The sequence below is a fragment of the uncultured Ralstonia sp. genome, assembly GCA_913056305.1.
GTDB lineage: Bacteria > Pseudomonadota > Gammaproteobacteria > Burkholderiales > Burkholderiaceae > Ralstonia.
Window position 1 is genome coordinate 1 of the sequence record CAJXMR010000036.1, and the last position, 12,194, is coordinate 12,194.

The 12,194-nt window shown below is 66.7% G+C and carries 13 protein-coding genes; 6 read left to right on the forward strand and 7 right to left on the reverse strand.

The features are described 5' to 3' along the window. The 5 genes from QZ609_RS08705 to QZ609_RS08725 form a co-directional block, all read right to left on the reverse strand. Positions 1-793 (reverse strand): CoA transferase (locus tag QZ609_RS08705; protein ID WP_295493366.1); only part of this gene is annotated, 793 nt, incomplete at its 3' end. 61 nt (positions 794-854) lie between these two features. Next, positions 855-1,658 (reverse strand): IclR family transcriptional regulator, encoded by an 804-nt coding sequence (locus QZ609_RS08710; protein ID WP_295493368.1) that lies wholly within the window; start codon positions 1,656-1,658, stop codon positions 855-857. Positions 1,659-1,678: 20 nt separating this feature from the next. Beyond that, positions 1,679-2,689, reverse strand: a complete 1,011-nt coding sequence (locus tag QZ609_RS08715; RefSeq protein ID WP_295493370.1) for an ABC transporter substrate-binding protein — start codon at positions 2,687-2,689, stop codon at positions 1,679-1,681. 27 nt (positions 2,690-2,716) lie between these two features. After that, a complete protein-coding gene (locus tag QZ609_RS08720; RefSeq protein WP_295493372.1) occupies positions 2,717-3,559 on the reverse strand; it encodes an ABC transporter permease in 843 nt (280 codons plus the stop codon). Beyond that, positions 3,543-4,364: an ABC transporter ATP-binding protein gene (locus QZ609_RS08725; RefSeq protein WP_295493374.1), complete on the reverse strand. Its 822-nt coding sequence runs from the start codon at positions 4,362-4,364 to the stop codon at positions 3,543-3,545. Before QZ609_RS08725 ends, QZ609_RS08720 begins: the two co-directional genes overlap by 17 nt. Before the next feature lie 309 nt (positions 4,365-4,673). Here QZ609_RS08725 and QZ609_RS08730 point away from each other — a divergent pair, with 309 nt between their 5' ends. Continuing rightward, entirely contained in the window at positions 4,674-5,123 is a 450-nt protein-coding gene (locus tag QZ609_RS08730) for a FlxA-like family protein (protein WP_295493376.1), read from the forward strand. 151 nt (positions 5,124-5,274) lie between these two features. Next, positions 5,275-6,888: a hypothetical protein gene (locus QZ609_RS08735; protein WP_295493378.1), complete on the forward strand. Its 1,614-nt coding sequence runs from the start codon at positions 5,275-5,277 to the stop codon at positions 6,886-6,888. A 406-nt stretch (positions 6,889-7,294) separates the two neighbouring features. Here the strand turns inward: QZ609_RS08735 and QZ609_RS08740 are convergent, their stop codons facing one another. Beyond that, on the reverse strand, positions 7,295-7,849 hold the full coding sequence (locus tag QZ609_RS08740) for an NADPH-dependent FMN reductase (protein WP_295493380.1): 555 nt from the start codon (positions 7,847-7,849) through the stop codon (positions 7,295-7,297). A 23-nt stretch (positions 7,850-7,872) separates the two neighbouring features. Next, positions 7,873-9,102 (reverse strand): cation:proton antiporter, encoded by a 1,230-nt coding sequence (locus QZ609_RS08745; protein ID WP_295493381.1) that lies wholly within the window; start codon positions 9,100-9,102, stop codon positions 7,873-7,875. A gap of 260 nt (positions 9,103-9,362) precedes the next feature. Between QZ609_RS08745 and QZ609_RS08750 the strand changes: the two genes are divergently transcribed. The 4 genes from QZ609_RS08750 to QZ609_RS08765 are packed head-to-tail and all read left to right on the forward strand — an operon-like array spanning position 9,363 to position 12,176. After that, the gene (locus QZ609_RS08750) at positions 9,363-10,127 is read left to right on the forward strand and encodes a CoA transferase subunit A (protein WP_295493384.1); all 765 of its coding nucleotides are present in this window, start codon (positions 9,363-9,365) and stop codon (positions 10,125-10,127) included. A 29-nt stretch (positions 10,128-10,156) separates the two neighbouring features. After that, positions 10,157-10,831, forward strand: a complete 675-nt coding sequence (locus tag QZ609_RS08755) for a 3-oxoacid CoA-transferase subunit B (RefSeq protein ID WP_295493386.1) — start codon at positions 10,157-10,159, stop codon at positions 10,829-10,831. 9 nt (positions 10,832-10,840) lie between these two features. Further along, positions 10,841-11,479, forward strand: a complete 639-nt coding sequence (locus QZ609_RS08760; protein WP_295493388.1) for a 2-hydroxychromene-2-carboxylate isomerase — start codon at positions 10,841-10,843, stop codon at positions 11,477-11,479. Further along, positions 11,472-12,176, forward strand: a complete 705-nt coding sequence (locus tag QZ609_RS08765; protein ID WP_295493389.1) for a Crp/Fnr family transcriptional regulator — start codon at positions 11,472-11,474, stop codon at positions 12,174-12,176. Before QZ609_RS08760 ends, QZ609_RS08765 begins: the two co-directional genes overlap by 8 nt. The last annotated feature ends 18 nt before the right edge of the window (positions 12,177-12,194 follow it).

Consider the following 12,194-nt stretch of genomic DNA (forward strand, 5'->3'; position numbering starts at 1 on the left):
CCACGCGGCACAGCGCGGCAAACTGCTTGTCTTCGTTGGCGGCGATGTTGATCAGCCCGTCGCCCGTGCGGAAGGTGCCCGACGGCGCGGCGGTGAAGTTCTGGTTGCCCATCGGGCGTGGGCTCACGCCGGCGTTCAGATAGTTGGACACCACCCAGCCCATGGTGGCGAGCGTCGCTTCCAGCATCGACACGTCCACCATGCGGCCCTCGCCCGTGCGCTGTGCGCCGAGCAGGCAGGCGGTCACCGCCAGCGCCGCCGTGATGCCACCCACCGTGTCGCTGATCGGGTAACCGACGCGCAGCGGGGCGGATTCGTCATCGCCCGTGACGCTCATCACGCCCGAGATGCCCTGGATGATCTGGTCGTACGCCGGGCGGTGTGCCAGCGGACCGTCCTTGCCGAAGCCGGAGATGGCGCAATAGACCAGGCGCGGATTGACCTCGCGCAGCACGTCGTAGCCGAGGTCCAGGCGCTCCATCACGCCAGGGCGGTAGTTCTCGATGAGCGCATCGGCCTGTGCCACCAGCTTGAGCAGGATGGCCCGCCCTTCCGGGTGCTTCAGGTTGACGGTGACGGACTGCTTGCCCGCGTTGACGGCGACAAACGAGGCGCCCATCTTGCGGCGCGCCTGTTCCGGATCAGCGCCCAGGCGGCGGGCGAGGTCCCCATTGCCGGGCACTTCGACCTTGATCACTTCGGCGCCCAGCAAGCCCAGCTGATAGCCGCAGAACGGCCCGGCCAGCACGTTCGACAAGTCGAGCACGCGCAAACCCGCGAGAGGCAAAGCCATGAACAACACTCCTACTACAGTCGGCTCCGCCCCACGCCGTCTGGGGCGTCGTTGGCGAAGCCTAGGTTTTTTGAATGAGCTGTGCGGCGTGGCGCAGCGGCGCCGGATCGCCCCCCAGCGTGGAGGTGATTTGCGCGGCGTGCTCCAGCACCGGACCGCGCCACGATTGCAGACGCGCCCCGTCGATGCGCGAAGCCGGGCCAGCCAGGCACAGTGCCCCGCGCAAGGCCTGCTGCGCACCGAACACCGGCACCGACAGGCCGACCGTTTCCCGATCGCGCTCACCGATCGAGACGTAGTAGTGGTCGCGCCGGATCGCGTCGTACGTTGCGCCCTGCATGCCCGAGAACGCGCACAGCACGCGTCCGCCCGAGCCGCGCTCCAGCGGCAGCACGTCGCCCTCGCGCACGTGATCGCGGATCGAGTGGCTCGAATCCACGCGGTGCAGGCACACGCGCACGTCGCGCTCGCGGATGTAGAACGACACCGCCTCGCCCGTGGCCTCGGCCAGCGCGCGCATGTGCGGCAGCACCACGTCGCCCAGGCGCATGCTGCGCTGGTAGAGCGCGCCGAGCATGAGCGGCGCGGCGCCGATCTGGTATCGGCCGTCTTCCAGGCGGAACAGCATGCGGTGCTGGATGAGCGAGCCGGCCAGCCGCAGGATCGTGCTCTTGTAGAGCCCGGTGCGCGCCGCCAGCTCGGCCAGCGTGAGCGCGTAATCGCCCGGGCGGAACGCGAACAGGATCGAGAACGCGCGGTCCAGCGCGGCCACGCCCGACGCGCCCGGCGTCTTGTCGCCTTCCGCGCCTTCGTTGGCGGCGGGCAGCGTGGTGTCGTTCTGAACGGTTTGGCGATCGGCTGTCATGACGGATGGGGCAAGACGGCTCACTTGAGCGTCTTCAGGGCTTGGTCGACGAAGCGGTTAGTGTACGTTTTACCGAGGTCGATCTTGGCATTGCGGATCTTCTCGTCGTAACTGGAGAGCACCGACAGGGCCACCTTGGCGTCGGCATCCGTCATCAGGCCGTCCTTGGAGAAGATCGGCTTGGAGTGGCGCAGCGCGTCGACAAACACCTCGCGCCCGCCCACCTGCTGCTCCTTTGGCATCTTGTCGGCGATCGCTTCCGGGGGGCTGGCGTCGATCCATTTGAGCGTGCGGATGAAGGCGTTGACCAGGCGCTGCACGGTCTCGGGGTTCTTCGTCATGAAGTCGCGCGTGACGTACAGCGTGGCGGTCGGGTAGCGGCCACCGAACACGGCGTCGGAGCCGGCCTCGGTGCGCGTATCGACCAGGAACTTGGCGGCGCGGCGCTTCTCCAGCAGGCTCGCCACCGGGTCGAAGTTGACCAGCGCGTCGATCTCCTTGCGATCGAGCGCCACCATGCCCGGCGCACCCGACCCCACCGCGATGTACGACACGTCGTTCACCTGCAGGCCGTTCTTGATGGCGTAGTAGCGCGCGAACAGGTCGGTAGACGAGCCCGGCGCGGTGATGCCGATCTTCTTGCCCTTCAAGTCACGGCCAGACTTGATGTCCAGATCCGGCCGCACCGCCAGCACGATGCCCGGCGTGGTGTTGAGCAGCGCCACCGACACGATGTCCTTGCCCTGCGCCTGAATGTGGATGGTGTGGTCATAGAAGCCGACCACCGCGTCGGTCGAACCGGCGATCAGCGCCTGCAGCGCCTTGCTGCCACCGGCCTGGAAATTCTCCACCTTGACGTTGAGCCCCTCCTTCTGGAAGTTGCCCAGCGACTGCGTGAGCGGCACCGGCATGTAGTTCAGGATCATCGAGCCGACCGACAGGCTCACGTCCTTCTTTTCCGGCTCGGCTGCATTTGCACCCGCCATCGTGCAGACGGCGGCGCACAGCAGGGTCGAAATCCATCGTTTCATGGTTGTCTCCATCATCGTTATATGAGGTCAGGCGCTGGTTTCCGGATCAGCCTTCGGGCGCCACACCAGCAACTTGCCTTCGAGCGCATCCACACTGCGGTCCAGCACGATCACGAAGGCGGACAGCACGACGATCCCCGAGAACACGCCGGTCGCATCGAACACGCCTTCGGCCTGCGCGATCAGGTGGCCCAGGCCCGCCGACGAGCCCAGGTACTCCGCCACGATCGCACCCATCACCGCCATGCCGACGGAGGCGCGCAGGCTGGAGAGGATCCAGCTCGTGGCGGACGGCACATACACATGGCGCAGCAGGCTGAGGCGGCTGGCCTTGAGCAGGCGTGCGTTGGCCAGGATGACCGGGTTCACCTCGCGCACGCCCTGGTAGGTATTGAAGAAGGTGATGAACAGCACCATGGTCGCGCCCAGCGCCACCTTGGAGGTCAGCCCCAGCCCGAACCACATCACGAAGATGGGCGCCAGCAGGATGCGCGGGATCGCGTTGACGATCTTGATGAACGGGTCCAGCACCTCGGCCGCCAGCCTGGACAGCCCCAGCCACAGCCCCAGGCTGATGCCGATCAGCGTGCCGATGCCGAACGAGAGAATGGTCTCGGCCAGCGTGATGCCCAGGTGCGTGTAGATGTCGCCGCCGGTGAACCACTCCCACACGCGCGCGACGATGGACGACGGCATCGAGAAGTAGAACGGATCGATCACGCCCGCGCGGCCGAAGCCCTCCCACGAGCCGAACAGCACCGCCACCACGGCGAGCTGGAACAGGCGGATCTTGGTCTTGTGCGCGAGGCCCGGGCGTTGCGTGTTCATGGCAGCGGGTATTGCGTTGGGGGCGTTAGTGCTGGACGGCATGGCTCTTCTCCACTTCAGCGCCGAGGATCGACCAGATCTCGCGATACAGGCGGATGAAGGCGTCGGACATGTTGATTTCGGACACGTTGCGCGGGCGCGGCAGCGTGATCTCCACCTCGCCGACCGGACGGCTGGCGGGCCCGGCGGACATCACCACCACACGGTCGGCCAGGGCGATGGCCTCTTCCAGGTCATGCGTGATGAACAGCAGCGATTTGCGATCTTCCTGCCACAGGCGCAGCAGCTCGCTCTGCATCAGGTGGCGGGTGTGGACGTCCAGCGCCGAGAACGGCTCGTCCATCAGCACGATCTTGGGCGAGAGGATCAGCGTCTGCGCCATGCTGATGCGCTTCTTCTGGCCACCCGAGAGCTGGTGCGGATAGCGCGCCTCGAAGCCGGCCAGGCCGACCTTCTTCATCCACGGGCGGGCGCGTTCGCGGGCCTCGTCCACCGACATGCCCTGGAACACCAGGCCCAGGGCGACGTTGTCGAGCGCCGTCTTCCAGGGCAGCAGCGAGTCCTGCTGCATCATGAAACCGGCATCGCCATTCAGGCCCGTGAGCGGCTCGCCGAACACGCTGACGGTGCCGCCGGCTGGCTTGAGCAAGCCGGTCACGGCATTGAGCAGCGTGCTCTTGCCGCACCCCGTGGGCCCGACCACGGCGACGAACTCGCCTTCACCGATCGACAGATCGACCCCTTGCACGGCAGTAAAGCTGCCGAACCGGACCGACACCTGATGGAGCTGCACAGCGGGCAGACCGACGTGCAACCGGCCGCTCGCGGCCTGGGGGGAGGGATGCATGGGCGTCTCCTTGAACGCCTCTATCAATTGGCGTTCTGTTTGCTGGAATATAGTTCTATTTTATATGGCCGTCTCGTCGGTGATAACAAGCGTAAACCCGAAAACATCCAACATGCCGACGAAGAATCTAGACTTTCACCGGAATAATTCCGCAAACTTGTTCCTTTTGAAGGAACATAGTTCTATCTATAAGAACATCATCGAGCATGATCGCACGGACCAGCGAATACCCCACTTCAAAATGCCCAGCGCACCCTAAAGATTTCGGCCTGCCATCCGATAAAGGGCGTACAGACCCGAGAGATGGCCATGCAACTTTCGTCCCCTTCCGTCACTACGACTGCGTCCGGCAGCGCCACGGGCGGTGGAACCAATCCGTCTTTTGAAATCGACCGACTGCAGCAGCAGATCAAGACCCTGCAGAAGTCGCTGTCGAACCTGCCCAACCTGAAGCTGGCACCCAACGCGGCCAAGACGCAAACGACGCTGCTGAACCAGCAGATCGAAATCGTACGGACGCAGATCACCCGGCTGCAGGCCAACCAGAACCTCGATCAGGCTGCGATCAAGCTGGTGGCGCAGTCCGCGACCGCCAAGACCACGGCCACAGCAGCCGCCAAGTCGCACGCCGCCAGCAAGGTCGCCGCGCCGAGCACGCTTGCCGAGCTGCGTCATCAGCAAACGCAGCAAGCCAAGCACCAGGCCAGCGCCGCCGCCATCGAACCGGCGCAAGCGCCGACGGTCTCGGTCAAGGCCTGAGCACGCGCGCTTGGCGCCTTTGCCCGGGCACGAACGCCGGCCACCCGCCCAATTTTCTGCCGACATCCCCTACCAACGAGGGGGATCAGGCCACGTTGCCAACAGCGACAATTCCCGGACCGCATGACGGTGTGCGGGCTCCAGACTCTGCATGACTTCCGCCGCCAGCAACGCCCGGCCCCCGACCCTTCCCGCCGATCCGCAACCGGTGCAACGCCCCTCGCGCAATTTCTTTGCGCGACACTGGCGTGGCGACTACAGCCTCGTCCGCTCCTACTGGCTGCACACCGCGTTGCTGCAGTTCTGCGTGGTGGCGCTCAGCGCCGGCGTCACGCATGCCCTGGCGCATAACGCGCCGGCACGTGCCGCGTCGTCGGCTTTGCTGGTGATCTACGCCTTCGGGTTGGTGCTGTGGATCTGGGCCATCGTGGGCACCTGGCGTGCGGCACAGCGCGAACAGACGGAAAAGACGCGCCACGGCCTCGCCAACATCTGGCCCGCGGCAGCCAAGCTGATGATCCTGCTGGGGGCCGTCGGCACCGGCTCGCGCATCGTCAATGACTTGCCCCGCCTGGCTGAGCACCTGCATACCGCACTGGGCCAGCAGGCTGCCTCCCCCTTTGTTGTCAGAGCGCAGCGTGACGGGCGCGCCGTGCTCTTCACCGGCGGCATGAACGATGGCGCCGCCGACGCGCTGGAAGACACGCTACGCAAAACGCCCGATGCCACCACCGTGGTCCTGCGCTCGGAAGGCGGCTGGCTGCGCGAAGGCGCGCTGGTGGCCGAGGTGATCCGCCGCCACCATCTGCGGACCTACGTGGAGCGCCGCTGTGCCTCGGCCTGCACGATTGCCTTCCTGGCGGGCGACGATCGCGCCGCCGCGCCCGGTGCCCGCATTGGCTTCCATCGCCCACGCGCGGTGGGTGCCGACCACGACCAGACACCCGGTGCCACCGACAGCGAACTCTGGCGCGCCTACGCCACCGCCGGCCTGCCCGACGCCTTCGTGCGCCGCGTGCAAGCCACGCCGTTTGACGAGATGTGGTTTCCGACCGACCAGGAGCTGCAGGACAACGGCATCGTCACGCGCGTCTCACCCGGGGGCGAATTCGCCACCATGGCCACGCTGCTGACCACGCGCGACGCACTGGCTGCCGAACTGCGGGCCACGCCGCTCTATGCCGCGCTCGAGCGCAAATTTCCCGCGCATTTCAACAGCCTGCTGGACACCGTGTGGCCGGCGCTGCAGCGCGGCGCGACCGACGCCGAAGTCTTCGCGCTGCTGCGCACGCAATCGGCCAAGCTGTATCGCGCGCTGATCCCGACGGCGCCGGACCCGCTGCTCTTTGCCAATGCGCAGTTGACGATCGACCAGGCCGAGACGTTGCAGCGGGTCAGCCCAGAAGCCTGCGTGGCGTACCTGGATGGCACTGCCGGCGCCAGCGCCGCCGGCGCGCGCCTGCCCCGCGCCCTGCTGACGCGCGAGCAGACCTTGTTCACCGACCTGGTGCTGGCCGCAGACCCCGAACACGTGCCCGTGGTCACGCGCGCGCAAAGCACGCCGGCATTGCAGCTGGCGCTTGCCGGTCTCCCGCCCGACGAGCAGCGCGTGCTGACGCTGCCGGGACTGCGCCACACCGCCCCGGCCGCCGCGCGCTGCCGGGCGCTGATCGGCTTTGCGCGGTCCATTCTCGCCCTGCCCCTGGCCGAGCGGGCTGTCGCCCTGCGCAGCATCTATACGTCGACCGCGCCGCCGGATGCCTGAGACCCCGCCTCCGGAGTGGGCGCACCGTCCCGGACACACGCTATATTCGGGACGCGCGGCTTGGCGACCGGCGATCGGCCTGTTACAAAGCCCTGAAATTTGTTGTTACGTTTGGAACAGTCTGTTCACTCGCAACTGTATTGTTCTTCCGCACTGCAACACCTAAACTGCTCAACAGCTGTCCGGACATCGATTGCCCAGACAGGCATCGCAAGTGTTGTAAGGAGAACAATCATGAAATGGTTGGATATTGGCGCCGTCATGGCCGCCTGGATCGCAAGTTGCGTCGCAGCAGGCTGGCTGATCAGCGCCGCTGCCTTCCTGGCCTAAAGCCCGCCCCCAAGAAGCAAAGCGGCCGAGCAGGATCCCCCCCGCCCGGCCTTGAATTCCCCCGCCGATCGGTTCGTCAGGCGTGTTTCTCACCCGCCCACTGGACGAACCGGTCGACAAACCCCTGCAGGAACTGGCGCGTACGCGCCTCTGTCACCCCGCCCTCGGCATCGAAGGGCTCCCCCGCGTAGTGGAAGAACACCTCCGGCAACGGCAGGATCGTCACGCCCACGGCCGACAGCACATTGCGCAACTGCGCCTGCGCGAGTGCCGTGCCGATCGCACCGGGTGACGCGCCGGCAAGCGCCGCCGGCTTGCCCGCCCACACGCCCTGGCCGTACGGCCGCGAACCCCAGTCGATCGCGTTCTTCAGCACGCCAGGAATGCCGCGGTTGTATTCGGGCGTAACGAACAGCACCGCATCCACGCCCGCCACCTCGGCCTTGAAGCGCTGCACGGCCTCAGGCAGGCTGCCGTCGAGGTCCTGGTTGTACAGCGGCAGATCGCCAATCTCGATGATCTTGGCGGCATTGCCGGCCGGCAGCAGGCCGACCAGCGCGTGTGCCAGCTGGCGGTTGTACGAGGCCTTGCGCAGACTGCCGACGATCACGCCAATGTTCAGATTGCTCATGCAGGCTCCTTATATGTAAGAAATCAATGCCCTGGCGAGTCGACGGAAACCGCCTCGGACGGCACCTCGCGCTTGACGCGGCCGATCAGGGCAAACATCAGTGGATTGAGCAGGATCGACAGGATCGCCGCCGCCAACAGCAACCCGCGCGCGCGGACGGGCAGTATCTCAAAGGTAATGCCCAACCCGATCAGGATGAACGAAAACTCGCCGATCTGCGCAAGACTGGCGGAAATAGTGAGCGCGGTCTTGCTCGGATGGCCGAATGCCCGCACCACCGCAAACGCCGCCAGCGACTTGCCCAGCACCACGATCAGCACCGTGCCGAGCACCGCCCAGGTGTCGTCGATCAGCACGCGCGGATCGAACAGCATCCCCACCGACACGAAGAACAGCACGGCAAACGCGTCGCGCAGCGGCAGCGATTCTTCCGCCGCGCGCTGGCTGAACGCCGACTCGGCCAGCACCATCCCGGCAAAGAACGCCCCCAGCGCGAACGACACGCCAAACAGCACGGTCGCGCCATAGGCCACGCCCAGCGCAGTCGCCAGCACAGCCAGGCGGAACAGCTCACGGCTGCCGGTCAGGACGATGCGCTCCAGCATCCACGGGATCACGCGGCGGCCCACCACCAACATCAGTGCCGCAAAGGCCACCACCTTGCCCAGCGTGACGGCCAGGATCTTGGCGATCTCCCAGCCGCCCACGGCCGTGCTGCCGGTACCGCCCAGCACACCGGAGAGCGCCGGCAGCAGCACCAGCGCCACCACCATTACCAAGTCTTCGACGATCAGCCAGCCGACGGCGATACGGCCCTCGTGCGAGCTCTCAATGCCGCGCTCCTCCATCGCCTTGAGCAGCACCACCGTGCTGGCCACCGACAGCGCCAGCCCGAACACCAGCCCCGGGCCCCAATCCCAGCCGAGCAGCCACGCCAGGCCCATGCCCATCAGGGTGGCCAGCACGATCTGGCCGAGCGCGCCGGGAATGGCGATGGACTTCACTGCCAGCAGCTCCTTCATCGAAAAGTGCAGGCCCACGCCGAACATCAGCAGGATCACGCCCAGTTCGGCCAACTGCGGCGCCAGGCTCTGGTCGGCCACGAAGCCCGGCGTGAACGGCCCCGCCACCACACCCGCGCACAGATAACCGACCAGCGGCGGCATACGCAGCCGTTGTGCAAGCGTGCCAAGCACAAAGGCCAGCACGATGCCGCCGATGATGGTCGAGATGAGCGGGGTATCCGGGTGCATGCGGTCCTGTCAGGTAAGGCGTGGGGAGGATGGTGGAGGCCGGGTGGCCGGCGCAGTGGTCCGACCGCGGTGACGCCGATTTGTTCAGCCAGCATCTTCAGCCAACCTCACGCAGCGACGCGCATCACTATAAGGGACACCCCCCGCCAAACGGCTTACGGCAAATGTCATGCAGAAGACATCCCGCCGCCAGGCCCGCTCCTACACTGCGCCGCAGACCCCGCCCCCTGGGCAACTCAAGACGACTGAAGGAGACTGCGATGCGCTATGCGAACAAAGTGATGTCCGTGGACGAAGCCATCGCCCACGTGCGCAGCGGCACCCGGCTGATGCTGGGCGAATTCGTCGGCGCGGGCGAGCCGGCGTGCTGCATCGAGGCGCTGCTCGCCAGCGGCACCGACCAGCTCACGCTGATCACCAACACGCCCGGCCTGCGCGGCGGGTTTCTCAAGGCGAAGCTCTTCGCCTCCGGCCAGTTGGCGGAATTCATCGGCACGCACGTCGGCACCACCGAAGAATCGACGCAGGCCTACCTGAGCGACAGCGTGCGCGTGGCCGAATTCTTCCCGATGGGCACCTGGGCCGAGAAGGTGCGCGCCGGCGCGATGGGCCTGGGCGGCGTGCTGGTGCCGGTGGGCGTGGGCATCCTCGACCAGCCCGGCATGTTCCCCGCGCTGGAGGCGCCCAAGCCGACGCTGACCGTCGACGGCCGCACCTGCTTTGTCGAGCCGCCCCTGCGCGCCGACGTGTCGATCATCAAGGGCTGGCGCGCGGATACCTTCGGCAACGTGGAGTTTCGCGGCACAGCGCTGCAGAACCAGCGCGACATCGCCATGGCGGGCGCGTACACCATCGTCGAGGTCAACGAGATCGTGGAGGTGGGCGCGATCCCGCCCGAGCGCATCGGCTGCCCGGGCGTGTTTGTGGATGCGGTGGTGCAGGGGCTGTCGCTGCAAGACCAGCACGCGCTCTACAAGCGGCACTGGACCAAGCTCGGCCGCCTGCCCGCCGAAGCCGAGGCTTGAGCACCAATCCCCACACACAGGAGACGATCATGACCGACCTGCCCCAAACCCCGAAGCAACGCATCGCCGCCCGCTGCGCGCAGGAATTGCGCGCGGGCGAAGTCGTCAACCTCGGCCTGGGCATCCCCACGCTCACGGCCAACTACCTGGGCCCGGATGCCGGCGTCATCTTCCACACCGAGAACGGCGCCTTCGGCTTTGGCGGCCGCCCGCCGCTCGATGCCATCGACAGCGACCTCACCAACGCCGGCTGCGAGCCAATCACGCTGCCGCCCGGAGCTGCGCTCATGGACCTCACCACGTCGTTCGGCGCGATGCGCAACGGCTATCTCGACGTGACCATCCTCGGTGCGCTGCAGGTCGATGCGCTGGGCAACCTCGCCAACTGGGCGTGCCAGCGCAACGGCAAGTGGTGGCCCGGCATCGGCGGCGCGATGGACCTGTGCTACGGCACGCCCAAGGTGATTGCCGCGCTGGCGCATACCGACAAGCACGGCCATTCGAAGATCGTGCCGCGCTGCACGCTGCCGCTCACGGGCAAGGGCTGCGTCAAGGTCATCGTCACGGAGCATGCGGTGTTCGACGTGACGGAAGCCGGGCTGGTGCTGCGCGAAATCCTCTCGCATGCGACACTCGCCGACATCCGCGCCATGACCGCGGCGCCGTTTACGCTGGCACCGGCCCTGCAGGCCGTGGCCGTCTGAGGAAACTCCATGCCTGCCAAGACCGTCGATTGGTTCTTCGATGTCATCTCGCCGTTTGCCTACCTGCAGCTTGAGCAGTTCGACACGCTGCAGGCGGACAACGACATCGTCATCCGCCCACGCCCGGTGGTGCTTGGGGCGATCCTGAACCACTGGGGTCAGAAGGGCCCGGCGGAGATCAGCGCCAAGCGTGTGTTCACCTACCGGTATGCGCTCTTCCGCGCGCAGCAGCTCGGCATTCCGTTCCGCATGCCGCCAGCGCATCCGTTCAACCCGATCAAGGCACTGCGCCTGGCGGTGGCGATGGGCGCATCGGTGGAAGCGGTGCGCGCGATCTTCCGCCATATCTGGCGCGATGGGCACGATGTCAGTACGCCGGAAGGCTTTGCCGCGCTGTGTGAGGCAGTCGGCTATCCGCAAAGCGTGACCGCCGTCGAACAGCAAGCCGTGAAAGACGCGCTGCGCCAGCACACCGATGCCGCGATCGCGATGGGCGTGTTCGGCGTACCCACGCTGGCGGGTGACGGCGAGCTGTTCTGGGGCGAAGACGCCACCGCCATGTTCCTGCAGTGCCTGCACGGCGACTGGCTCGCCACGCCCGAGGTGCAACGCGTGAGCAACCTGCTGGTGGGCATCCAGCGTGGCTGAGCACGACACGAACGCGCGCCCCGGCATCAGCCGTGCGCGGCTGGCGCATATCGCCGCGTGGTCGATCGACCTGCCCGGCGACGAGGCCGACCGCGCCTGCGCCGGCATCGTCGAGAAAGCCTACGCGCGCGGCGCCTGCATCTGCCCGAAGAACACGCTGCTGGAGAGCTGGACCGGCGTGGTCGCGGGCCTCATCAAGATCGGCACGGTCTCGCCCGAGGGGCGCAGCGTCACCTTCACGGGCGTGCCAGCCGGCGGCTGGTTTGGCGAAGGCACGGTGCTCAAGAACGAGCCGCGCCGCTATGACATCGTCGCGCTGCGCGACACGCGCATGGCCTTCATGGACCGCGCCACCTTCATGTGGCTGGTCGAAAACAGCGTGGCCTTCAACCGCTTCCTGGTGCAGCAACTCAACGAGCGGCTGGGGCACTTCATGGCGCTGCTCGAATACGACCGGCTGCTCGATGCCACGCCCCGGCTGGCGCGCTGCATCGCCTCGCTGTTCAACCCGGTGCTCTATCCCGGCGCGGGCGACCACCTGGAGATCACGCAGGAAGAACTCGGCCTGCTCTCGGGCATGACGCGGCAGGTGGCCAACCAGTCGCTCAAGGCGCTGGAGAAGGATGGCGTGGTGCGGCTGGAGTATGGCGGCGTGACGGTGGTCGACCTGGAGCGGCTGCGCGGCTACGGCGCGTAAGCCACCCATACCCGCCAC

Bases quoted from the DNA above. Each gene is read 5' to 3' on its own strand.
- QZ609_RS08710 (WP_295493368.1), bottom strand. From the start codon at position 1,658: ATGACAGCCGATCGCCAAACCGTTCAGAACGACACCACGCTGCCCGCC.
- QZ609_RS08715 (WP_295493370.1), bottom strand. From the start codon at position 2,689: ATGAAACGATGGATTTCGACCCTGCTGTGCGCCGCCGTCTGCACGATG.
- QZ609_RS08720 (WP_295493372.1), bottom strand. From the start codon at position 3,559: ATGCCGTCCAGCACTAACGCCCCCAACGCAATACCCGCTGCCATGAAC.
- QZ609_RS08725 (WP_295493374.1), bottom strand. From the start codon at position 4,364: ATGCATCCCTCCCCCCAGGCCGCGAGCGGCCGGTTGCACGTCGGTCTG.
- QZ609_RS08730 (WP_295493376.1), top strand. From the start codon at position 4,674: ATGCAACTTTCGTCCCCTTCCGTCACTACGACTGCGTCCGGCAGCGCC.
- QZ609_RS08735 (WP_295493378.1), top strand. From the start codon at position 5,275: ATGACTTCCGCCGCCAGCAACGCCCGGCCCCCGACCCTTCCCGCCGAT.
- QZ609_RS08740 (WP_295493380.1), bottom strand. From the start codon at position 7,849: ATGAGCAATCTGAACATTGGCGTGATCGTCGGCAGTCTGCGCAAGGCC.
- QZ609_RS08745 (WP_295493381.1), bottom strand. From the start codon at position 9,102: ATGCACCCGGATACCCCGCTCATCTCGACCATCATCGGCGGCATCGTG.
- QZ609_RS08750 (WP_295493384.1), top strand. From the start codon at position 9,363: ATGCGCTATGCGAACAAAGTGATGTCCGTGGACGAAGCCATCGCCCAC.
- QZ609_RS08755 (WP_295493386.1), top strand. From the start codon at position 10,157: ATGACCGACCTGCCCCAAACCCCGAAGCAACGCATCGCCGCCCGCTGC.
- QZ609_RS08760 (WP_295493388.1), top strand. From the start codon at position 10,841: ATGCCTGCCAAGACCGTCGATTGGTTCTTCGATGTCATCTCGCCGTTT.